This is a genomic window from Anaerocaecibacter muris, assembly GCF_943192945.1.
In the GTDB taxonomy this organism is placed as follows: domain Bacteria; phylum Bacillota; class Clostridia; order Christensenellales; family Pumilibacteraceae; genus Anaerocaecibacter; species Anaerocaecibacter muris.
The window spans coordinates 58442-80718 of sequence record NZ_CALPCE010000003.1 but is presented as its reverse complement, the minus strand read 5'-3'; the positions used below and the strand labels follow the sequence as shown (position 1 = coordinate 80718).

The 22277-nt window shown below is 53.2% G+C and carries 17 protein-coding genes and 2 pseudogenes; 17 read left to right on the top strand and 2 right to left on the bottom strand.

The window, feature by feature from the left end:
- Window positions 1–186 precede the first annotated feature (186 nt).
- The 15 genes and pseudogenes from NFR57_RS08835 to upp all read left to right on the top strand — a co-directional run.
- Window positions 187–555 (top strand): annotated as a pseudogene (locus NFR57_RS08835) (ATP-binding cassette domain-containing protein); the annotation flags it as partial.
- 639 nt (window positions 556–1194) lie between these two features.
- A pseudogene (locus NFR57_RS08830) lies at window positions 1195–1863 on the top strand (ATP-binding cassette domain-containing protein); the annotation flags it as partial.
- Entirely contained in the window at window positions 1860–2261 is a 402-nt protein-coding gene (locus NFR57_RS03520) for a DUF3899 domain-containing protein (RefSeq protein WP_251182455.1), read from the top strand. The pseudogene NFR57_RS08830 and the gene NFR57_RS03520, both read left to right, overlap by 4 nt.
- Before the next feature lie 111 nt (window positions 2262–2372).
- Entirely contained in the window at window positions 2373–3245 is an 873-nt protein-coding gene (locus tag NFR57_RS03515) for a heparan-alpha-glucosaminide N-acetyltransferase domain-containing protein (protein WP_251182454.1), read from the top strand.
- Window positions 3246–3262: 17 nt separating this feature from the next.
- The gene (locus tag NFR57_RS03510) at window positions 3263–4843 is read left to right on the top strand and encodes a class I adenylate-forming enzyme family protein (RefSeq protein WP_251182453.1); all 1581 of its coding nucleotides are present in this window, start codon (window positions 3263–3265) and stop codon (window positions 4841–4843) included.
- The gene (locus tag NFR57_RS03505) at window positions 4843–5679 is read left to right on the top strand and encodes an MBL fold metallo-hydrolase (RefSeq protein WP_251182452.1); all 837 of its coding nucleotides are present in this window, start codon (window positions 4843–4845) and stop codon (window positions 5677–5679) included. Before NFR57_RS03510 ends, NFR57_RS03505 begins: the two co-directional genes overlap by 1 nt.
- A gap of 107 nt (window positions 5680–5786) precedes the next feature.
- Window positions 5787–7493 carry a zinc ribbon domain-containing protein gene (locus tag NFR57_RS03500; RefSeq protein ID WP_251182451.1) on the top strand — a complete coding sequence of 569 codons (1707 nt, stop codon included), beginning with the start codon at window positions 5787–5789 and terminating at the stop codon, window positions 7491–7493.
- A 221-nt stretch (window positions 7494–7714) separates the two neighbouring features.
- The gene (locus NFR57_RS03495; RefSeq protein WP_251182450.1) at window positions 7715–7966 is read left to right on the top strand and encodes a TM1266 family iron-only hydrogenase system putative regulator; all 252 of its coding nucleotides are present in this window, start codon (window positions 7715–7717) and stop codon (window positions 7964–7966) included.
- A gap of 96 nt (window positions 7967–8062) precedes the next feature.
- Window positions 8063–9061, top strand: a complete 999-nt coding sequence (locus NFR57_RS03490) for an ABC transporter substrate-binding protein (protein ID WP_251182449.1) — start codon at window positions 8063–8065, stop codon at window positions 9059–9061.
- A gap of 3 nt (window positions 9062–9064) precedes the next feature.
- A complete protein-coding gene (locus tag NFR57_RS03485; protein WP_251182448.1) occupies window positions 9065–9832 on the top strand; it encodes an ABC transporter permease in 768 nt (255 codons plus the stop codon).
- A 134-nt stretch (window positions 9833–9966) separates the two neighbouring features.
- Window positions 9967–12897: an HAD-IC family P-type ATPase gene (locus NFR57_RS03480; RefSeq protein WP_251182447.1), complete on the top strand. Its 2931-nt coding sequence runs from the start codon at window positions 9967–9969 to the stop codon at window positions 12895–12897.
- 121 nt (window positions 12898–13018) lie between these two features.
- On the top strand, window positions 13019–13681 hold the full coding sequence (locus NFR57_RS03475) for a response regulator transcription factor (protein ID WP_251182446.1): 663 nt from the start codon (window positions 13019–13021) through the stop codon (window positions 13679–13681).
- Window positions 13682–13898: 217 nt separating this feature from the next.
- Window positions 13899–15170: an MGH1-like glycoside hydrolase domain-containing protein gene (locus NFR57_RS03470; RefSeq protein ID WP_251182445.1), complete on the top strand. Its 1272-nt coding sequence runs from the start codon at window positions 13899–13901 to the stop codon at window positions 15168–15170.
- Window positions 15171–15306: 136 nt separating this feature from the next.
- The gene (locus NFR57_RS03465; RefSeq protein ID WP_251182444.1) at window positions 15307–16962 is read left to right on the top strand and encodes a uracil-xanthine permease family protein; all 1656 of its coding nucleotides are present in this window, start codon (window positions 15307–15309) and stop codon (window positions 16960–16962) included.
- Window positions 16959–17597, top strand: a complete 639-nt coding sequence (gene upp, locus NFR57_RS03460; protein WP_251182443.1) for a uracil phosphoribosyltransferase — start codon at window positions 16959–16961, stop codon at window positions 17595–17597. The genes NFR57_RS03465 and upp overlap by 4 nt, the downstream gene beginning before the upstream one ends.
- A gap of 75 nt (window positions 17598–17672) precedes the next feature.
- Here upp and NFR57_RS03455 read toward each other — a convergent pair whose 3' ends face one another.
- Window positions 17673–18002 carry a helix-turn-helix domain-containing protein gene (locus NFR57_RS03455; protein ID WP_251182442.1) on the bottom strand — a complete coding sequence of 110 codons (330 nt, stop codon included), beginning with the start codon at window positions 18000–18002 and terminating at the stop codon, window positions 17673–17675.
- A gap of 158 nt (window positions 18003–18160) precedes the next feature.
- Between NFR57_RS03455 and NFR57_RS03450 the strand changes: the two genes are divergently transcribed.
- Window positions 18161–18772, top strand: coding sequence for a PH domain-containing protein (locus NFR57_RS03450; protein WP_251182441.1), 612 nt, complete (start codon window positions 18161–18163; stop codon window positions 18770–18772).
- 283 nt (window positions 18773–19055) lie between these two features.
- On the opposite strand, the gene NFR57_RS03445 is transcribed toward NFR57_RS03450, so the two are convergent.
- Window positions 19056–19205, bottom strand: coding sequence for a hypothetical protein (locus NFR57_RS03445; RefSeq protein WP_251182440.1), 150 nt, complete (start codon window positions 19203–19205; stop codon window positions 19056–19058).
- Between the two features lie 251 nt (window positions 19206–19456).
- On the opposite strand from NFR57_RS03445, the gene secA reads away from it, so the two are divergent.
- On the top strand, window positions 19457–22156 hold the full coding sequence (secA, locus tag NFR57_RS03440) for a preprotein translocase subunit SecA (RefSeq protein WP_251182606.1): 2700 nt from the start codon (window positions 19457–19459) through the stop codon (window positions 22154–22156).
- Window positions 22157–22277: the final 121 nt, after the last annotated feature.

Sequence of the window (22277 nt, the reverse complement as noted above, 5' to 3'; positions counted from 1 at the left end):
CTGCGGCGAAACCCGCAAAACGCAAACCCGCAAAGTCCGCCAAATCCGTCAAGGCGGACGACGGCGATAAAGCCGAACAAAAACCGCCGAAAGCGAAAAAGCCCGCGGCAAGCAAGCCCGCGGCGAAAAAGCCGACGGCAAAAAAAGAAAAAGTGACGGAAAAAGACGGTAACGGAGGTACGGGCAATGGAAAATAACGAAGAAGTTTTGCTCAAAGTAGACCACCTGTGCCAGTATTTCAAGATGGGCGCGGGCGCGGAATTGAAAGCCGTGGACGACGTCAGCTTCGAGGTTAAAAAAGGCGAGGTGTTCGGACTTGTCGGCGAGAGCGGTTGCGGCAAGACTACCACCGGGCGTTCCGTTATCAAGCTGTACGATATAACGTCGGGCGACGTATACTTTAAAGGTCAGCGAATATGCGCGGGCACGCGGTCTTACGAGGACGCGATTTCCGCCGCCAAAAAGGAATACTCTGCCGAAGCGAAAGAGATAAAAGGTCTTATCGCGGAGGACAAAAAGAAGGGCGCGACCGAAGTGCGGAGCGAGTACGCCGAACGGCTTGCCGCCGCAAAGCAAAAGCGCGACGGCATTATCGCCGAACAAAAAGAGCTTATCGCGTCGGCGCGCAATGACCACAAAAACTGCGAAAAAATTTACATGAAAAAGCTCGCCGAGGAATACGACGAGGCGGTGCAAAAAGCGGGTTCGCCCGAGAATCTGTCGGACGAGGACAAGGCGAAATTTCGTCCTATCGAAAACCTGCCCAAGATAAAAAAGCGCACTTGGATTATATCCGCGCTGGCGACGTTTGCGGTCGCGCTTGCGTTCCTTATTGCGAGTATATCGCTGTTTGCGGTGTTTAACAGTCGGTTCGGGGACTTTGAAACTGTGTCCGCCGTCGTCGACGCGTCGGACGCGCAGGCGCGCACGACGACCGTGCATTACGAAGTGAGCGGCAAGACGTACATCAAAACGCTCGATTATTACGACGCGGATTTAGGCGTGTCCACGCCCGAACAGCTTGTTCGATTGCGCATTTATTACAACGCCGAAAACCCTGCCGATGTCATTTTGAATAAACCGTCAGAGCCGCGCGCCGTCGCGTTTTTGATAGTGTTTTTCGTATTGTGCGCGGCGGGCGCGGGCGTGCTTGTTTACGTAAACGAGCGATACAACCCTTCGCGACTTGTCACGCGCATACAGATGATTTTCCAAGACCCCATAGCGTCGCTCAATCCGCGCATGACCGTCAAGGATATTATTTCCGAGGGGCTTATAATTAACGGCGAAAAGGATAAAAAGTACATCGAACAACAGGTGTACAAGGTGTTGGAGCTTGTGGGGCTTGTGCCCGAACACGCAGGGCGGTATCCGCACGAGTTTTCGGGCGGACAGCGTCAGCGCATAGGCATAGCGCGGTCGGTCATTATGGAACCCGAACTGATTATCGCCGACGAGCCTATTTCCGCTTTGGACGTGTCTATACAGGCGCAGGTTATCAACCTATTGAACGAACTGCGCGACAGGCTGGGACTTACCATACTGTTTATTGCGCACGACCTGTCCGTAGTCAAGTATTTTTCCGACCGTATCGGCGTTATGTACTTCGGCAAGATGGTGGAGCTTGCGACGTCAGACGAGCTGTTTGCGCACCCGTTGCACCCTTACACGAAATCGTTACTTTCCGCCATACCGTTGCCCGATCCCGAATACGAAAAAACGCGCAAGCGTTACGTGTACAATCCGCTTGCCGAGCACGACTATTCGCAGGATAAGCCGAGTTTGCGCGAAGTGAGCGACGGGCATTTTGTAATGTGCAATGACGCGGAGTTGCAAAAGTACCGCGCGGAGCTTAACGCATGACGGACGGCAAACGCCATATTGTAAAATATATCGTACTGGCGGCGGTCGCGCTCGCCGTCGCGCTGTGCATTGCGCTCATACAGGGCTTGTTCGGCATGACGGATAAAATTGCGATCATGCGCTCGCTTACGGACTGCTTTTCGGTGGCGGGCGCGGTGTTGCTGTTGGTCGGGCTTATCGTAGTTTGCAGTAACGGCGGCGCATACGACATTGCGGGGTTTTCCGTTAAAAAGTTTTTTTCGATATTTCAGTCCGCCGAAAAACGCAATAAGGAAACCTATGCCGATTACCGCGCGCGCAAGAGCGAAAACAAACGGTCGTTTTTGGAATTTTTTATAGTCGGCGGCGCGTTTTTTGTAATAGGTATGTCGTTTTTGATTGCGTATTACAGCATTTGAAAATGCATCGAAACGTATTTGAATAATCTTATCTAAACGCCGCGGCAGGGCATATTGCGCCGCGGCGTTTTATCGCTTTACTTTTTGCGTCCGATGTTGTAAAATAGTGTCATGGTGACGACTGTTGCGACAAAACCTATATTCCGCGATAAGCGGCGGCGGGTGTGGGAACTCGATTTTTTGCGCGGGTTTGCGGTGCTCGCAATGTGCTTCGATCATTTGATGTTCGATTTGATGGCGTTTCGTTCGTGGTTTTCCAATTCTTACGAAGTGAACAACCCGTTTATGAACAAGCTGTCCGAACTCGCTTCTGCGTACTGGAATACAAGCCGACTCGACAATATCGGGTTTCGGTTTTGGGCGCACTATATTTTTGTGTTTTTGTTTTTGTTTCTCGTCGGGGTTAGTTGCGCGCTGTCGCGCGACAACACCAAGCGCGGGAGTTTGCTCGGGTTTGTCGCGTTAGCTTTTTCGGGCGTGTCGTTTGTGCTTAAAGCCATGGGCATAATGAGCGACGGGATAGTTTTCGGCATACTGCACTGCATTGCGCTGTCCATACTGTGCGTTGCGGCGGTAGACGTCGTCACGCGGTTTAACAAGCGCGTCAATCTTTACGCGCCGCTCGTGATAGGGCTTGTAATACTCGCCGTCGGCATCGGCAAGAATTTTTGGTCGATGGTGTATCCGTTCGACTATGCGTTTAACGACGATCATTTTTTGGGTTATGTGCTCGGCACGCACGCTTACGGCGACGACTGGTTCGGTTTGTTTCCGTATGTCGGCGCAGTGTTCCTCGGCATGTACTGGGGTAAAGCCGTTTACTCCGAACGTCTGTCGCTGTTGCCTGCGCTCGGCGGGAAGTGGAACAAGCCGATTAACTTTGTCGGGCGGCACGCGCTGTTGTTTTATCTTGCGCACCAAGTCGCAATAGCGGGGCTTGTAATAATCGTTTGCCTGTGCTTGGGCTACAAACTAAATTTTTAACCGCGAGGAAATTTTATATGCTTTTGTATCAATCGCTTAAAGACTTTTATAAAAAGGACGAAAAATCGCCCGCGCTCTTGTATATGGGCAAAACGTTTTCTTACGGCACGCTTTTTAAAGCGATTGACGACGCGGCGGCGCGGCTTGCGTCCGTGGTGAACGCGGGCGACGTCGTTACGATTTGTATGCCGAACACGCCCGAGTGCGTGTACTGCTTTTACGCCGTCAACCGCCTGGGCGCGGTGGCGCACATGGTGCACCCGCTCGCCCCGCTCGCGCAGTTGCGTAAGTTTATGGTAGCGGCAAAGTCCAAACTTCTTATTACTCTGTCCATAAACCTCGATAAGTACGCGCCGCTAACCGATAGTTTTCCCATAATTTCCATACACCCCGCGCGGTCGCTCAACGGGCTGTTGCGGTTTGCGTTTAATCTTAAAGTCAAGCCGTATAAAGGCGACATGACGAATATCACCGCTTACGACGCGCTCGAAAAGCGCGAGTTGCCGCCCGCGCCCGAGCGTTCCGACAGCTCGACGGGCGTGTATCTTCACAGCGGCGGAACGGGCGGCGAGCCTAAAATAATAGAGCTTTCGGACAGCGCCGTGAACGCGCTGGGAAACCGCGGGCTGGAAGCGCTTTGTACGGACGACGCGCGCGGCATGTACATGCTGGGCGCTCTGCCCATGTTCCACGGTTTCGGGCTTGCAATGAGCATACACGCGACGCTTACTTACGGCGGGGTCAGCGTGCTTATGCCAAAGTTCGACCCCGTCAAAACGGTCAAGCTCGTCAAAAAGAACAAGATGCACTTTATTATAGGCGTGCCCAATCTGTTCCGCGCTTTGCTTAAACAGAAAGACTTTAACGGCGACGCGCTTAAAAATATTTACGTCGGGTTTGTCGGCGGCGATTGCGCGCCGCAGGATTTGTTGGACGAATTTAACGACAGAATGGCAAAGGCGGGCGCAAAGGGTAGGCTGTTCGAGGGTTACGGTCTTACCGAAACGGTCACGGTGTGCGCCGTGAATAATTTTAATCACAACCGCAGAGGGTCTATGGGCTACATGCTGTCCGATTTGGACGCGATTATAGTCGAGCCAGACGGCGTTACGCCTTTGCCCGCGGGCGAAAAGGGCGAAATAGCGATTGCGGGCGATACGCTCATGCAAGGGTATCTCGATAACCCGCAAGCCAACGCCGAAGTGTTTTTCGAGGCGAACGGCAAAAAGTACGTGCGAACGGGCGATTTCGGATACATCGACGGCGACGGGTTTTTGTACTATGTGCAACGGCTAAAACGCATTATCAAGATTTCGGGGATAAGCGTTTATCCCAAAGAGATAGAGTCGGCGGCGCTCGAAATAACGGGCGTGACGGGCGCGTGCGCCGTGGAGTACAAGGACGGAGGCAAGACTCGCATCGCGCTGTATCTTACGGGCGCGCCGCAGGACGCGGAGAGGGTGCGCGCAAAGATAGAGAGCGACCTGTCGCGTTACGCCGTGCCGACCATTGTCGAGGTCATAGACAGTATACCGGTTACTCCCGTCATGAAAGCGGACGTGCTCGCGCTCACCGCGCGGGCGGAGGGCAGGGCGTAATGAGGCTTGCTTTTTTGGGCACCGCCGCGGCGGAGGGTTTGCCCGCGGTGTTTTGCAACTGTCCCGCTTGCGCGCGCGCAAAGGAGCGCGGCGGCAGGGATGTGCGCACTCGCAGTCAGATACTGATTGACGACGACACTTTGTTCGATTTCCCTATGGATACTTATATGCACATGCTTGCATATAAGCTGGACTTGTCCAAGGTCAAACGCGTGCTTATAACGCATGCGCACATGGATCACTGCTATCCGCAGGAGTTTTGCATGCGCGGCGGTCCGTTTGCGCACGACATGAGCGAATCGCGTGTGTGCGTTTACGGCAACGCCACGGTGCGCGATATGTTCCTATCCGACACCGCGCGCGAAATGCGCGAGGAAGTGCGCAGCAATATTACGCTCGTCGCGTTGCGCCCTTACGACGACGTAAATAGCGGGGATATGCGCATTGTCGCGCTTCCCGCAAAGCACACGGCGGGCGAGGAGTGTTTGGTGTATTACATACATCGCGGCGGCACGGGCGCACTGTTGCTTAACGATACGGGCGTACTCGATAAGTCGGTGTATGAACGCGCCGCGGACATGGGCGCAAAAGCGAACATTGTCGCAATGGATTGCACTTACGGCGCGCGCAAGCACGGCGCGGGGCGGCACATGGGCTTGTACGACATTGTCGAACAGCGCGAGCTGATGCAACAGGCGGGATTGCTCGCGCCCGACGCGCAGGTGTACGCGACGCATTTTTCGCACAACAGCGACCTCGATTACGACGGACTGTGCGCGGCGGCAAAACCGCACGGCGTGCATATCGCATACGACGGGCTTGTCGTGCGGGCGTAATCGATATTCGCTTATAAATATTATGTTACAATATTCCTAAAACCCTTGATTTTACGGCGCGAAAGTGGTACAATCATACAGTACATGTAATTGAATAGGAGGAAATGATGGCAGAAAGCAAAAAAACGGGCGGAGGAAAAAAGCCCGTAAGTCAAACGCGGGAGGAGGCCGCAGAAGCGTTGCGCAAGGCGGCGGAGCTTATATCGTCGTTGAACGATAACGGAGATGCCAAACCCGCCGCAAAGAAAACATCCGCAAAGAAACCTGCGGCAAAGAAAACGACAGCCGCCTCAACGGCTAAAACGTCCGCGGCAAAAAAGCCCGCCGCGAGCAAGTCGTCAGTGACCAAAAAGACGACTGCGTCGTCGGCAAAAAAGCCCGCGGCTAAAAAACAGGCGGAAAATAAACCGATCGATCCGCAGACCGAACAAGAGACGACCGCCGTCGATAGCGGTGTAGAGGAGCAATCCGTTTCCGTCGTCGAGCCTGTGCCCGTCGAACAAGAACAAGTCGCAGTCGCTTCGTCCGCAGTCGAGCAACAGCCGACCGCAATCGAGGAAGCACCCGCACAAGCAGAGGAGCAACCGCCCCAAGCGGTCGAGAGCGCGCCCGCGCCCGCAAGCACGGACGAACAGAACTCCGAACAAGTCGCGCCCGTCGCGGCGGCGGAACAGCCGCACGCGCAAAAGTCGGGATTTAAGCAAAAGGCGAAATCGGCGGTTGACAACGGCAATATTATTACGTTTATAGTGGCAAACGCGTTGCTCGGTTTGAGCGCGGTATTGCTTTTGATTTCGGCGTTTGACGTGACCTATTACATAGGCGAAACGAGCGTGACGGAGTGGTACAGCTTTTTCGGATATTTCAAACATGCGAGCGAAATTCAAGCTCGGCTCGACGGCGTTGCGTTCGGCTGGGCAAAAGGCGGCTATGCGACTATCGGGATACTGATGGCGTTGTCGGTACTCGCGCCGCTTGCGCTCATTGCCAAAAACGTTATTCTTCTTATTAAAAACAAGGACAAACGCGTCGGCGCAATCGACGCGGCAGTCAGCTTGGCGTTTATCGTCGCGTACCTCGGCATTGTCAATCTTTTCGGCGCGAACGTGACCGCGGGACATATTTCCGCGCTTACAGTCGCGATTATACTTGCGGCGTTTGCCGTTTTCGCGTCCGTTCTGCGCGGCGCGAGCATAGGCGCGACGGCGTTTGCGGCGAGCAATATCGCGCTTACAGTGCTGTGCATGTTCTTGCTTACCGCTTCGCCCGTTTACAATCAGGCGGGCTGGTACGCCGCGGCGACTGCGTCTGTCGACGGCGGCGCGAGCGTCGCGTTTATACTGTTGCTCGCGGCGGTGGCGGCGTTTGCCGCGATTATCGTTATACGCGTGCAAAAACTTCCCGCAATCTTGAATATAGTTGTTCCGTCGGTGGCGGGCGTCGCGGCGTTAATCGCGCTCATACTGTTCGGCATGCGCATGCCCGACGGGTTCGCACTCGACGCGGGCTTTGCGATCGGCGCGATACTCACGTTCGCGCTTGCGGCTGTCGACGTGCTGTTTGCCGTCATTCCGCCGTTAAAGAAGTTGATAGGCGGTGTTACCGACAAAAAGAGCGAACAACCTCAATCCGCAACGGTGGAAAACGTACCCGCGACTGCGGCGGTCGAAAATGACGCGCAACCCGCAAACGTAGAGAACGCGGCGCAACCGCAGACAGAGCAAAACGAAAAGCGGGCGATTTTCTGTCCGTCGTGCGGCGCGGAAAACGAGAGCGATTCTGCGTTCTGCTTAAAGTGCGGCAAGCGCTTATAATCGGCAGTCAAATCCACAGTAAGTAATAAACGCCTCGCGCACGTCGCGGGGCGTTTTGTCGTATTTGCTTGACATCTTTGCGCGATTGGTATATACTGACTATATAAAGTCTGAACCGAAAGAAGCGCTGACGGCAAAGACGGCTAAACGTAAGTACATTATGCGACATTTGTCGCGCCGTTTTGTCCGCGCTTTTCGACGTTCGAGGAGCGCGGTTTTTTATGCAAAACGAAGAAAACAGAATAGCGGTGCTCGGTATCATCGTGTCCGACGGCGAAGCCGTGGAAGCGGTGAACGCGCTGTTGCACGAATACGGCGAGTATGTCGTGGGGCGCATGGGCTTGCCTATGCGCGATCGCGGTATCAACGCGATAACGCTTGTGCTCGACGCGCCCGCCAATGCGATTAACGCTTTGTCGGGCAAGTTGGGCAGGGTGGACGGCGTGTCTGCAAAAGCGTTGTTCGGCAAATAACTTCGGGTGTAATTTTTTCGCGCCGCGAGCGTTTATGTTCGGCATGTCGTAAATAGTTTTAATTAACGCAAAATAATAGCAGAGGAGCTTTTAATCATGAAAAAAATAATTTCCAAATTATTGGTGTGCATGTCCGCCGCGGCGTTCGCTATGCCGCTTGCCGCGTGCGACGACGGCGACAAGGCGGGCACGGTGCGCGTGTTCATGCCCGACGGCGCGCCTGCGATCGCGCTTGCGGGGCTTATGGACAGCGGATATTCGGGCGCGTCGTTCACCGTCGTAAAGGCGGACGAAATCGCCGCGCACGTAAGTTCGGGTAAGGCGGACATGGCGATTATGCCCGTCAACGCGGCGGCAAAGCTGTATAACAAGGGCGTCGATATAGTTATGCTGTCGGTCAACACGCACGGCAATCTTTATATCGTAGGCAATTCGCCGATTGACGGATTTTCCGAACTTGTCGGTTCGCGGTTGGGCGTTATCGGTCAAGGCAACGTGCCCGATCTCACTCTGCGCATGTTGCTTAACGACGCGCATGTTGCTTACGAAGTTTCCGAAAACGCAGTGACCGACAAGATCGCGTTGCGCTATGCGGGTAGCGGCGGCGAGCTGTTGCCTATGCTCGGCGCGGGACACGTCGATTACGCGTTGCTCGGCGAGCCTGCCGCGACCAACGCTATTAAAAAGTTTAACAAAACCATGGCGGCAGACATTCAGGAAATGTGGGAGGGCGCGTTTGAAAGTTCGTATCCGCAAGCGTGTCTTGTCGCAAAAGGTTCGCTCATAGACGACCGTCGCGACTTTGTGGAAGCGTTTTTAACCGCGCTCGAAAACACGGACGGTTGGGCGGAGAGCAACCCGGACAAGGCGGTCGCCGCGGTCAAAGCCAATGTTGCGAGCGGTATTCAGTCCGAACTCGGCGCGCTTACTTCCGACATCGTGCGGCGTTGCAATATTCGCACCGTGTCCGCCGACGACAGCCGCGAGGACTGCACGGCGTACTTCACGTTGTTGACAAAACTGCAAATAAACGACACGCTCACCGCGCTCGACAAAGTGCCCGACGCGGAATTCTATTATCAGTCGATTGCTTAAAGCATGAATAAGCGCGCGAAAAGATGGGCGTTTAACGCGCTGTATGTCGCGGCGGTTGTTGCCGTCGCGCTCGGGGTATGGGCGATCGCCGCGGCGGCGGTCGGCTCCGAGTTTGTGTTGCCGGAAATAAGCACGACTTTGTCCGCGCTCCGCGTCGCGCTAAAAAGCGCGGATTTTTGGTCGGGACTGTTCGGCACGGTTTTGCGCAGCGTTATCGGCTATTTTATTTCGCTCGGACTGTTTTTTATCGCGTTTTTCCTTTCGACGGCGTTCTATTCGTTTGCGCGCATTGTCGAGCCTATAATTTCCGCATTGCGGTCGTTGCCTGCCGTCGCCGTCACGCTTATACTGACGTTGGCTGTGGGCGCGCACGGCACGCCCGTAGTTTTGGGCGTGCTGGTCATTTTTCCCATACTGTATTCGTCCGCCAAGGCGCGCACCGCGACCGTGCCCGCCGAACTGGTCGAGGTGTGCCGAATTTGCGGCGCGGGCAAGATTAAGACCTTTACGTCGCTGTGGTTGCCCTGTCTTGCCGGCGCGCTGCCCGAAAGTCTTGCAACCGCGTTTTCGTACAACATAAAGGCGGTTATCGGCGCGGAAATCCTCGCGCAGACGGCGGAGAGTTTGGGCATGCTCATGAAGCTCGCGCAGATCTACCTCGAACCCGCTCTGCTCATTGCTTACGTGATTGCGGCGGTCGCCGTCGCGGTGCTGTGCGAGTGCGTTATTCGCGGCGCGCTCAAAATCGTTTTGCGCAAATACTCCGATTAGATTTGACAAACTGATTTTATGTGATATAATATATCAACGGGGTTACGCGCAATCGGCGCGGTTAGCCCTCGGCGGCGCGGCGCGAGTTTTGTATGTCGAGCCGTCGCCTACTAATCGCTATTGCGAGGATTGCAATGACGGAAAAAACCAAAAAGACTAATACGCCCAAAACGTCGTCACCCAAAACGACGGGCAAGAGCGCGCGTTCGGCGGAGTCGAAATCGACGGACAACGTCGGCGACAAGCAAACGCGCACAGGCGACGGCGCGTCCGTAAAGAACGCGACGCCGCGAACTGTCGCGCGCAATACCGCCAATCGCACTGCCGCGGGCAGGGCGGACGAAGCGGCGGCAACCGCCGACGCGCCGCTCGCTATGACCATGCCCGAAACGGACGAGCAGGACGGTAACGGCGTTTCCAAAAAGAAACCCGCCAAAAAATCGACGACGCGCATTATAACCAAGGATGCGGAATACGAAGGGTCGTTGCGCGCTTATTCGGGCAATGCGAAAATCGATCAGTCGGTAATCGACGGTTCGGTGTTTGACGACGACGTTACCGAAGAACCTATTTCGGGCTACTATCACAAGTCCATGACGATCGACGATACAATGTTGAGTCACGAGGCGGTGGACGGACGGCGCAGGCCGGGCAAGCGCCGCAAGCAAAAGACAGTGGACTTGACGGTCGCCGAGCGGTACGAACCCGATCCCGGCGTAGGACTTTCGTCCGAAGTGGTGGAAGCGCGTATCGAACAGGGTTACGACAACTTTGTCAAAAAGAAAAGCGGCAAGAGCTATCTTTCCATATTTATACAGAACATATTTACGTTCTTTAACATCTTGACGTTTATCGTCGCCGCCGCGCTTATCGCGGTAGGGGCGGGCGCGACGCAGTTGTTTTTTATCGTTATAATTACAGCGAATATCGTTATAGGCATATTTCAGGAAATCCGTTCCAAAATGAAAATCGACAAGCTGTCGCTTGTGTCCGCGCCGTCGGCTGTGGTCATACGCGACGGCGAGCGCAGCGTGATTCCCACGTCGGACGTGGTGCTCGACGATATTATCTGCTTTGAAATGGGCAAGCAGATTTGCACGGACTCCATAGTCGTGCGCGGCGAGTGCGAAGTAAACGAATCTATGCTGACGGGCGAGAGCGAGCCGGTTAAAAAACGCGCGGGCGATATGCTGTACAGCGGGTCGTTTATCAGTAGCGGGTCGGTTATAGCGCGCGTCGAAAAGGTGGGCGCGGCGAACTATGTGGAAACGCTCACTTCGCACGCCAAAAAGTACAAGAAACCCAAGAGCGAGCTTATGAACTCAATTAAGCTCGTTATAAAGGTGCTGTCGCCCTTTATTATCGCTATCGGCGCGCTTATGGTGTGGACGAACTATCGCAACATTGTGCCCGACGGCATGACCGCCACTTACAAAAACTGGAACGAAATCGTTACGAGCGCGGCGGGCTCGGTCATAGGCATGATACCTTCGGGCATGTTCCTGTTGACGTCGCTTGCGCTTGCCGCGTCCGTTCTGCGGCTTGCCCGCAAACAAACGCTTGTGCAAGACTTGTACTGCATAGAAATGCTTGCGCGCGTGGACGTGCTTTGCCTCGACAAGACGGGCACTATTACCGACGGGTCGATGGAAGTCAACAACGTTATAGAAATCAAGGGGTTCGAGAGCGAACATTCCTTGGCGGAGATTATCGGATCCATGCTGACGGCGACGGGCGACAACAACCAAACCGCGCTCGCGCTCGCCAACAAGTTCGGGTACAGCAAGGCGCTTAACCCGACGGGCGTGCTTCCGTTTTCGTCGCAGCGCAAGCTGTCCGCCGTCACGTTCGAGGGCGAGGGCACGTTTATGTTGGGCGCGCCCGAATTCGTGCTTAAAGACATAGGCGTAAGAATAGAAAAACTTATAAACGACAACGCCGCTAACGGCTTCCGCGTCATGGTGCTCGCGCATTCGCCCGCGGAAATCGTGGGCGAAAAACTGCCCGCCGTGCGCCGCCCCGTTTGTCTGTTGGTTATAGAGGATCATATCCGCGAGGACGCGATAGAAACCATTAAGTGGTTTAAAGAGAACAACGTCGCCGTCAAGGTTATTTCGGGCGACAACCCCATGACCGTGTCCGAGGTCGCGCGCAGAGTGGGCGTGGAAAACGCCGAGCTGTACGTGTCGCTCGAAGGGTTTTCCGACCAAGACGTTATAGAAGCCGCAAACAAGTATACCGTTTTCGGCAGGGTCACGCCCGACCAAAAGCGGTTGCTCGTCCGCTCCATAAAAGCCAAAGACCACACCGTCGCTATGACGGGCGACGGCGTAAACGATATTCTCGCAATGCGCGAATCGGATTGCTCGGTCGCCATGGCGTCGGGCGCGGAGGCGGCGCGCAACGTAAGTCACTTGGTGCTTTTAAACAACGACTTTACGTCCATGCCCGACGTCGTTATGGAAGGGCGGCGCGTTGTCAATAATATACAGGCTTCGTCGGCTATGTTCCTTATGAAGACTTTTATGTCGATTGTCCTGTCCATTATCTTCCTTGCAATGCAACAGCCGTACCCGCTGGCGACCAACAACCTCATGCCGCTCGAAACGTGCATTATAGGTATTCCGTCGTTCTTCCTTGCACTGCAAGCAAATAAAAACATAATACGCGGCAAGTTCCTATCTAACGTCGTGTCGCGCGCAGTCCCGGGCGGCGTCGCGCTCGTGCTCGGCGTAATGTCGATGTACATGTACAATATATTTATCGAACTGCCCGCCACTCCCGACAGCGCGTACCCCTCGCAACTTATTTCCATGATGGTCATAACCATTACTTGCGTGGGTATGATGGTGCTGTTCCGCCAGTGCGAACCGTTTAACGCGTTCCGCACGGTGCTTATGCTGGGCGTGGTCGCGGTTACAATCCTGTTCCTGTACATCATGCCGTCTATCGGTCTTGAAAAAATAGGCTTTACTCAAACGTGGTTCGTGGCGACGGTCGTGCTTTCAAGCTACTTTATCGTCACTATTCTCACAAAAATTTTAAGCTCTATCAAGCTGAAATAGCAGCGGCGATTTGTGAATAAATCGACATAGTTCGACACAATAATTATACCGATAACCCGTCGGGATTACATAATGTTTATTTATAATAGTAAATGTGGAAATTTACACAAGAGGTGATGCTATGGCTAAATTTCTTATAGTAGACGACGAGGAAGGAATCCGTCAGGTAATTAAAGAATATTGCGAGTTCGAGGGTTACGAAACCGAGTTCGCCGCCGACGGCATGGAAGCCGTGCGCAAGGCGCGCGAAACCGATTTCGACATGATTATCATGGACGCGATGATGCCCAAGCTCGACGGTTTTTCCGCGACCAAGGAAATTCGCAAGACCAAGCAAACGCCGATAATTATTCTTTCCGCGCGCGTGGAGGAGTACGACAAGCTCCACGGCTTTGAAATGGGCGCAGACGACTACGTCACAAAACCGTTCAGTCCCAAAGAGCTTATGGCGCGCGCCGCGGCAATCATGCGCAGGGGTGCGATTAACGAGGATAAAATGGTGTCGGGCGATTTGACCATAGACTTTGCGGGTTGCGCCGTGTTTATTGCGGGCAAGCGCGTGCCCATGACGCCCAAGGAGTGCGAGTTGCTGTTCTTGCTCGCGCGATACAACGGCAAGGCGTTTTCGCGGCAGGAACTTTTGGACAAAATTTGGGGCTTCGATTATTACGGCGACGACCGTACCGTCGATACTCACATCAAAATGTTGCGCAAGTCGCTCGGCGAGCAGTACCGCGAAAAAATAGTCACCGTTCGCGGTATGGGCTATAAAGCGATACTGTAACGCTTGCGCCATAGCAAGATAAGAAAATAAAATAAATACGAATAAAGCCGCGTCCGCATTTAATTATAGTGCGGGCGCGGTTTTTGTATGCTGTCGGATTTCGGACATTGTTACGCCGTATATTAAAGAAATCTATTGCGCGAAAAACGCGTTTGTAGTATAATAGGCATATATCGGACAAAAGACGAGCAAGCGCGCTTGCAAGGAGAACAAAGGCATGTTTAAACAGTACGACGAAATTATATTGCAATATATACTTAACCGTGCGGGCGGCGTTTTAAAGCCGCCGACGGGCGATTTAAAGTACCCGTATATCGACCCGGGGGCGGGGTACGGCGGCGAACTGTGGGATTGGGATTCGTATTTTACGGCGCGCGCGCTGTGCCGTGCGTGCAACGTTTTGCCTGCGGAGCGAGTCGATAAAGCGGGCTTGTCGCGCGAACGCGTAGTCGAGCATATAAAAGGTTGCGTATTGAATTTTCTTGCCGCGCAAGAGCGCGACGGATATGTGCCTATAATGGTTGCGGCGGGCGGATTGTTCGAGGGGTATTTCCATGCGGAGCACAAAAAGGGCGTGCCGCTTAATCAGCATAAGCCGTTCTTGTGTCAAGCGGCGTTGCAAGCCTGTAAATTTACCGACGATTTCGATTGGCTTGACGAAAACCGTTTAATTGCGTACATGCGATACTATGAGCAAAATCAATACGATAAAAACAGCGGACTTTTTGTGTGGCAGGACGATGTTATGATCGGCATAGACAACAACCCGACCGTGTTTTTCCGTCCGCTACGGTCGTGCGCGGACGTCTATCTCAACAGCTTTATGTATGTCGAATATATTGCGCTGTCCGAAATCCTGCGCGCCAAAAATAAAATCGCGGAGGCGGAGCTTGCGGAAAAAAGCGCGGCGCGGCTAAAAGACGCTATCAATGCCGAAATGTGGGACGAACGCGACGGCCTGTATTATTCGCAAGACGTAGGTTTTTACGCGGCAAAGCGCAAAATAGGTGACTTCGAGTTCCATGCGGGGCTTGCTCCGTCATGGCGCGCACTGCCGCTTAAAATCAGGTTTTGGGGTTGTTTCCTTCCACTGTATGCGGGAATTTGTCCGCCCGACCGCGCGCAACGCGTTTGCAAACATTTGGACGACCGCAATGTTATGTCGGATTTCGGACTGCGCACGCTTGCCGCGGACGAAAAGATGTACAACCTTGAAAAAAGCTCCAATCCGTCCAACTGGTTGGGCGCGATATGGACGGTGCCCAACTATTTGATTTATACGGGTTTGCTTCGTTACGGTTTTGCCGACCGCGCGGAAAACCTGCGGCGCGCCGCATTGCGCGTAATCGGGGAGAATATAGAGAAAAGCGGGGATATGTATGAAAGCTATAACCCCGAAAACGGCGAACCAAATCTGCATCCCGGATTTTTAAGCTGGAATTTGCTTGCGATAGAAATGTTGGATTGCACGCAAACGAATAAAAAATAAACATAAAAATTTTTGCGACGGGGCGATTACTTGCGCAAGATTATTGACATTGCCGTCGAATTTTGGTATATTGTTTTACGGGTGTACAATAGCTAAACAAATTGTACGGCTTTATACCATACGGGAGATAAAAATTATGCAAATGATTTACGGCGTAAAAGACAGACCGAAAGTACCGCGTCTGCTTTTATTTTCTCTGCAACAACTTCTCGCCATACTCGCGGCGACTATCGCGGTGCCTATGATAGTGGGCAACGGCATGCAACCGTCCGCCGCGCTGTTCGGCGCGGGCGTGGGCACGATTGTTTACCTGTTGTTCACTCGGTTTAAAAGCCCCGTGTTCCTCGGCAGTTCGTTCGCGTTTCTCGGTTCTATGGGCGCGGCGTTTGCGGGCGGCGTGTCCATGTCGCTCGGCTACCTCGGTTTGCTTATCGGCGCTGTGTTTGCGGGGCTTGTGTATGTCATAATCGCGATAATAGTCAAGTTTGCGGGCACGAAGTGGATTGACAAAATCATGCCTGCCGTAGTTATCGGACCGACCGTTGCAATAATCGGCTTGTCGCTTGCTGGCAATGCGATTGGCGACCTTATGTCGGGCAGTGCAATGCACAATATAATAAGCGGCACTACTATCGAAGTCGTGAACGGTGTGGAACAGATTGTTCCGAAAATCATAAGCGTAGCGTATGCCAATCAGTTTATCGCGCTTTTGTGCGGGCTTGTAACTCTGGGCGTGACCATTGCGTGCTCGGTGTACGGCAAGAGAATGGTAAAAATGATACCCTTTGTTATCGGCATACTTTCGGGCTATGCGCTTGCCGCTATCTTTACCGGTTTCAGCTATCTGGACGGCGCGGAGTTCTTGCGCGTGATAGACTTTACACCGTTTGAAACATTGGGTTCGGCTTCGGCTTGGTATCCCGACTTCGCGTTTGTGACCGCGTTTAAAGGCGGTTACAATGCGGGCGAGCTGGGCAACGTGGGCGCGTATATCGGCACGATAGCCGTCGCGTACATCCCCGTCGCGTTCGTCGTTTTCGCCGAACACCTTGCCGACCACAAAAACATTTCGTCCATTATCGAACACGACCTTATTAAAGACCCCGGTTTGCACCGCACTTTGCTCGGCGACGGCGTCGGCTCGGTTGCGGGCGCGTTCTTCGGCGGTTGCCCCAACACCACTTACGGCGAGTCGGTCGGGTGCGTAGCCATTTCGCGCAACGCCTCGGTCATAACTATTCTTGTGACCGCGTGCATGGCGATACTGTCTGCGTTCCTCGCTCCGTTCACGCTGTTCCTCGCGAGCATACCCAAGTGCGTTATGGGCGGCGTGTGCATTGCTTTGTACGGATTTATAGCCGTGTCCGGTCTTAAAATGGTGCAAAAAGTGGACCTCAACGACAACCGCAATTTGTTTGTCGTGTCGGTTATCCTGATTGCGGGCGTGGGCGGCATGGTCGTCAATATCGGCAAAGTAACCATTACGGAAGTTGCGTGCGCGCTCATACTCGGCATACTTGTCAACCTGCTTGTCAATATCCGCGGCAAAAAGGCGGAGGGTGACGGCGGCGCGGTCGAAACCGCCGAAGCCGAAAACGGCTTGGCGAGCGGCGTAGAGCCGATTGCGCAAGAGGGCGTTATAGAAGCGGCGCAAGCGGACGCGCCCGCACAGTCGGATAATGCGGACGATGCGCAAAACGCAGAGGCGGACGCGCCTGTACAGCCCCAAGCGACCGCGCAAGCGGAAGTGCAAAACACTGCAAAACCTAAAAATAAGGGGAAAGCGAAATGAAAAACTTTAAAAACGTTACGATACTCGATCACCCGCTAATCAGTCACAAGATAGCTATACTGCGCTCGGTCGATACGCACACAAAAGACTTCCGCGAGCTTGTGGAAGAAATAACGATGTTGCTCACTTACGAGGCGTTTAAGAACGTTCCCACGCAGGAAGTGGAGGTGCAAACCCCGCTCGAAAAGTGCAAGCAACAAATGGTCGCGGAAAATTCGATAGCCGTCGTGCCCGTGCTCCGCGCGGGGTTGGGCATGGTCGCGGGCGTACATACGCTGTTCCCGACGGCAAAGGTCGGGCATATCGGCATGTACCGCGACGAACAGACTTTACAGCCGCAGGAATACTATTGCAAACTTCCCGACGGCATAGAGAAAATGCGCGCCATAGTGCTCGACCCCATGTTGGCGACGGGCGGCAGCGCAAGCGCGGCAATCGATTTGTTAAAGAGCAAGGGTTGCAAAGACATACATCAAATGTCCATTATCGCCGCGCCGGAGGGCGTGGAACGGCTTGCGACCGCGCACCCCGACGTGCATATCTTTGTCGCGGTGCTCGACAGATGTCTTAACGAAAACGGATATATTCTCCCCGGGCTGGGCGACGCGGGCGACCGCTTATTCGGCACCAAATAACGGCAATGTAATTTAACTATTTAAAAACCGACGGCAGGCGATTGTTGCGTTGCCGTCGGTTTTCTGTTGGTTTTATTAGTTTTGTTTTGAATACAGCAGAAATTCGAGAAATGATTGCGCTTGGTCTTTGTCGCGGTCTTGCAATCGCCTGTAATCGGACAGCAATGTTTTTTCGCGCTCGGTTAAATCGCTCTGTACGTTGACGTTGCCGAAGTCGTCCTCCCTGCCGAGCAGATAATCCGCAGAACACCCGAAACAGTCCGCAAGCGCGCATATAAACTTTGCGGTCGGCTCCGCTTTTTCCTTTTCCCATAGGTCGATAGATTTTTGGCTCGATCCTATTTTAAGCGCAAGCTCGCGTTGGCTTAACCCGTATTCTTTTCGCAGTGTGCGGATTCGTATCATGTTCGCTCCTTTGCGGCAGTTTTCTGCGTTGTCGATTTATCAAAATTATAGTAAAAAATTACTCATTTTTGCTTGACAAAGAAATATATTACCTATATAATATAACCATGTGAGTAAATTATTACTCATTAAGTAATCAACGAAGGAGAAAAAATTATATGAACTATGTGGAAAAGAATTTGCGCAACGGGGAAGAAGTGATTGTCAAAGCTAAAATCAGTTTTTTGTATTTGGTTCCGCGCATTTTGTTTTTTGCGATAGCAATCGCCATAGCGGCGGTACTTGCGACGGTGGTGTTTAAAGAGCCGAGTCCGGAGGATATCAAGAACTTTGCCGATCTTGCCAACTTTGAAAACAAAGTTAAAGTTTATGCCAATCTTCGCACTATCGTTTGGGTCGTTCTGCCCATACTGGGCGGACTTCCGCTTATCCAAAGAATAATCGTTATTCTTACTACCAATCTTGTCGTCACCAATAAGCGCGTCGTGGGCAAGCAGGGCGTTCTTAAAATACAGACGCTCGACGTGCCTGTCGAAAAGATAGACAGCGTGTCGTTCGACGCAGGCGTGTTCGGAAATATTTTGCACTACTACAATATTAAGATTACGAGCACGGGTTCGCAGGGCTATGTGTTCCGCGCGGTGAGCAATGCGCAGGAGTTTAAAGACCGCGCCAACGACGCGATAGAAAAGCATGCGGAGCAGGCGAGAAAGGATCAAGCCGAACAGATAGCCATTGCAATGCACGGTCCGAGCGGCGGCGCCAATTAGCGCGATACGGTTATGTCTACCATACGGGTTTATAGCCCGTAAATCCGATGAGAGCGAAGGACGTCCGAGTTTCGGGCGTTCTTTGCATTTTGTCTTTTATGCGGAATCGATTGCACGTAAAAAGAGTTCGACATTGAGCCGAACTCTTTATTCTAATCTTTTGACGCGTTTAAAGCCCGTTTTTGTGCAAAAATCGCCAATGCAAAACGCGGATCGGTTTTTATTCCGCCCGTTGTTTTTTTATCGCGTTTTGCTCGCCGTGCGGCGGGTTTTGCGGGTTATGTCAGTCGAAGTACGTCAAATCGCCCGCGCACTCGCACAAGCCCAGCTTGCTCGCGCAGCGTTCGCAGTAGCATTTTCCGCATGCGTCGCAGTGCAGTACTTCGTCGGCGGGGAAACGCCGTAAGCAGTTGTCGCATTGTCTTTCGGTCATAAGTTTAGTGTGGGTACTCTGTCGAAAATTATTAGCGTATTCGTCAAAATTTTCGTGGGTTTTGTCGTGGCTCTGTGCGGGCGGCGCGGCGCGCGGGCAAATAGTGTATTTATTTGCGGATAATCCCTTGCAATTATCTTATTATTATGATAAAATTAAAAGCGGTGCAATGGTTAAACGCGGGCGTGCGCGCACTCTTTTACGGCGGCGCGGCGGGATTAACGCGTTATTTTGCAAGGACGAGGAGCAACATGGGTCTTATTTCTTTTATCACAGGCAGCGACAACCGTCGCAACGTAAAAAAACTTTCGGCGCGCGCCGAACAGGTTTTGGCGCTCGAAGGCAAGTTTTCGGGCATGACCGACGACGAACTGCGCGGCATGACCGAGCAGTTTAAAAAGCGTTACAGCGAGAACTTTGAAACGCTGGACGATCTTTTGCCGGAAGCGTTTGCGGTGGTGCGCGAAGCGGGTAAGCGCGTGCTCAATATGCAACATTTTAAAGTGCAGATTATGGGCGGTATCGCTTTGCATCAGGGCAGAATTGCCGAGATGCGCACGGGCGAGGGTAAGACGCTTGTTTCCACGCTCCCCGCATACCTCAACGCGCTAACGGGCAGAGGCGTGCACGTCGTAACCGTCAACGATTATCTTGCGCGGCGCGACGCGGAGTGGATGGGTAAGATTCACAGGTTTTTGGGCTTGACCGTCGGCGTTGCGATTTCGGGCATGAAACCCGATGAGAAACGCGCGGCGTATAACTGCGACATAACTTACGGCACCAACAACGAGTTCGGCTTCGATTATTTGCGCGACAACATGGTCGTTCGGCGCGCGGACATGGTACAACGCGATCTTGCGTTCGCCATTATCGACGAGGTGGACTCCATACTTATCGACGAGGCGAGAACGCCGCTCATTATATCGGGCAAGGGCGGAAAAAGCAGTGAGATGTACAGCCGCGCCAACCGTTTTGCGCGCAGGCTTGTCAGGGACGAGGATTACGAGGTAGACGAGAAAAAGCGGGCTATCAACCTCACCGAGAACGGCATTGCCAAGGCGGAAACTTATTTCGACGTAGAGAACCTTGCGGACATAGAAAACACCGAACTTTATCACTATATCAATAACGCGCTTAAAGCCAACTTTATCATGCACCGCGACCAAGACTATATCGTAAACGACGGCGAGGTCGTTATAGTCGATGAGTTTACGGGGCGACTTATGATAGGTCGGCGGTATAACGACGGCTTGCATCAGGCTATCGAAGCCAAAGAGAACGTGCGTATTCAGTCGGAGAATAAGACGCTTGCGACCATTACGTTCCAAAACTATTTCAGACTTTACGATAAACTTTCGGGCATGACGGGTACCGCCAAGACCGAGGAAAACGAGTTCCGTTCCATTTATAAGCTGGACGTCGTCACCATACCCACCAACCTGCCTATTCAGCGCGTGGACGAAAACGATTTGCTGTTTACGGGCGTTGCGGGCAAGACGCGCGCCATTGTCGAGGACATTAAAGAATGTTACGATCGCGGTCAGCCCGTGCTGGTCGGCACGACCAACGTCGAAAAGAGCGAGGAATTGAGCAAGATTTTGCGGCGCGAAAAAATTCCGCACAACGTGCTCAACGCAAAAAACCACGCCAAGGAAGCGGCTATTATCGCGCAGGCGGGCAGACTGCACCAAGTGACTATCGCCACCAACATGGCGGGTCGCGGTACGGATATTATGCTCGGCGGCAATGCCGAGTTTATGGCGAAAGAAAAACTGCTCAAAGACGGGTTCGAGGAGGCGGATATCGATCTTGCCGCGTCCGTATTCCCCGCGGAAACCGAGGAGGTCAAGAAGGCTCGCGAGTTGTACAATCAATATCTTCAAGAGTTTAAAAAGGAAGTCGCCGCGGAAAAAGAAAAGGTCATTGCGTTCGGCGGTCTGCGCATTATAGGCACCGAGCGACACGAGTCGCGGCGTATCGACAACCAGTTGCGCGGTCGTGCTGGACGTCAGGGCGATATGGGATCGTCCATATTCTACCTTTCGGCGGAAGACGACGTGTTGCGGTTGTGGGGCGAACGGCTTAAAAAGGTTATGTCCATGTTCAAGGTGGACGAGGACACTCCGCTGTCCGCCAAAATCTTGTCGCGGCAGATCGAAAACGCGCAACGCAATATCGAGGGGCGCAACTTTTCCGTGCGTAAGTCCGTTCTCGAATACGACAACGTCATGAACAAACAGCGCGAAATAATTTACGCCGAGCGCGGCAAGGTGCTTAAAGGCATGCCCATGCACGACGAAATTCTTAAAATTTTGCGCGACCGTTGCGACAGCACCGTGGACGCTTACACCGACCCCAAGGTCGATTACGACGAGTGGGACGCCGAGGGGCTTAACAAGGAAGTCGAGCGCAAGTTTATGCCGGGCGTAGCCGAGTTCTTTGACGAGGACAAACTCAAAAATTACACGATCGACGAGCTTAAAGACATGCTGTATCAGGCGGTCAACGACGCATATCAAGCCAAGATCGACGAGGCGAAAGAACACGGCGTGGACTTCGAGGAAATAGAGCGGTACGTCATGCTGCGCGTGGTTGATCAAAAGTGGATGGACCACATAGACAACATGGACGCTTTGCGCAGCGGTATCGGTTTAAAGGCTTACGGTCAGCAAGACCCCGTCATTGCGTATCAGCAGGAAGGGTTCGAGATGTTTGACGAAATGATCAATAATATTCACGACGACGTTACGGTCATGCTCATGCACGCCAACGTCGAGTATCCGCCCGCGCCGCCCAAGCAGGAAACTGAGCTTATAGAAAACCACGGCGACGGCGAACGTCAGGTTAAAGAGCCGGACGTAACGCCCAAGTCCAAGCAGATAGGCAGGAACGACGCGTGCCCGTGCGGGTCCGGTAAGAAATACAAGAATTGTTGCGGCAAAGATCTTTAAGCGCGTTTGCATCGGCGTATGCTACGTCAGTGCGAAATTTTTTCGGGTCACGTACCCGAAGTACGCTCCCCGTCAAAAATTCCGCCATTCCTTGCCTACGCCGCGCCAACGCGCTTAAAGG

Bases quoted from the DNA above. Each gene is read 5' to 3' on its own strand.
- NFR57_RS03490 (WP_251182449.1), top strand. From the start codon at position 8,063: ATGAAAAAAATAATTTCCAAATTATTGGTGTGCATGTCCGCCGCGGCG.
- NFR57_RS03445 (WP_251182440.1), bottom strand. From the start codon at position 19,205: ATGACCGAAAGACAATGCGACAACTGCTTACGGCGTTTCCCCGCCGAC.
- NFR57_RS03465 (WP_251182444.1), top strand. From the start codon at position 15,307: ATGCAAATGATTTACGGCGTAAAAGACAGACCGAAAGTACCGCGTCTG.
- NFR57_RS03455 (WP_251182442.1), bottom strand. From the start codon at position 18,002: ATGATACGAATCCGCACACTGCGAAAAGAATACGGGTTAAGCCAACGC.
- NFR57_RS03515 (WP_251182454.1), top strand. From the start codon at position 2,373: ATGGTGACGACTGTTGCGACAAAACCTATATTCCGCGATAAGCGGCGG.
- secA (WP_251182606.1), top strand. From the start codon at position 19,457: ATGGGTCTTATTTCTTTTATCACAGGCAGCGACAACCGTCGCAACGTA.
- upp (WP_251182443.1), top strand. From the start codon at position 16,959: ATGAAAAACTTTAAAAACGTTACGATACTCGATCACCCGCTAATCAGT.
- NFR57_RS03475 (WP_251182446.1), top strand. From the start codon at position 13,019: ATGGCTAAATTTCTTATAGTAGACGACGAGGAAGGAATCCGTCAGGTA.
- NFR57_RS03470 (WP_251182445.1), top strand. From the start codon at position 13,899: ATGTTTAAACAGTACGACGAAATTATATTGCAATATATACTTAACCGT.
- NFR57_RS03500 (WP_251182451.1), top strand. From the start codon at position 5,787: ATGGCAGAAAGCAAAAAAACGGGCGGAGGAAAAAAGCCCGTAAGTCAA.
- NFR57_RS03450 (WP_251182441.1), top strand. From the start codon at position 18,161: ATGAACTATGTGGAAAAGAATTTGCGCAACGGGGAAGAAGTGATTGTC.
- NFR57_RS03495 (WP_251182450.1), top strand. From the start codon at position 7,715: ATGCAAAACGAAGAAAACAGAATAGCGGTGCTCGGTATCATCGTGTCC.
- NFR57_RS03510 (WP_251182453.1), top strand. From the start codon at position 3,263: ATGCTTTTGTATCAATCGCTTAAAGACTTTTATAAAAAGGACGAAAAA.
- NFR57_RS03505 (WP_251182452.1), top strand. From the start codon at position 4,843: ATGAGGCTTGCTTTTTTGGGCACCGCCGCGGCGGAGGGTTTGCCCGCG.
- NFR57_RS03485 (WP_251182448.1), top strand. From the start codon at position 9,065: ATGAATAAGCGCGCGAAAAGATGGGCGTTTAACGCGCTGTATGTCGCG.
- NFR57_RS03520 (WP_251182455.1), top strand. From the start codon at position 1,860: ATGACGGACGGCAAACGCCATATTGTAAAATATATCGTACTGGCGGCG.
- NFR57_RS03480 (WP_251182447.1), top strand. From the start codon at position 9,967: ATGACGGAAAAAACCAAAAAGACTAATACGCCCAAAACGTCGTCACCC.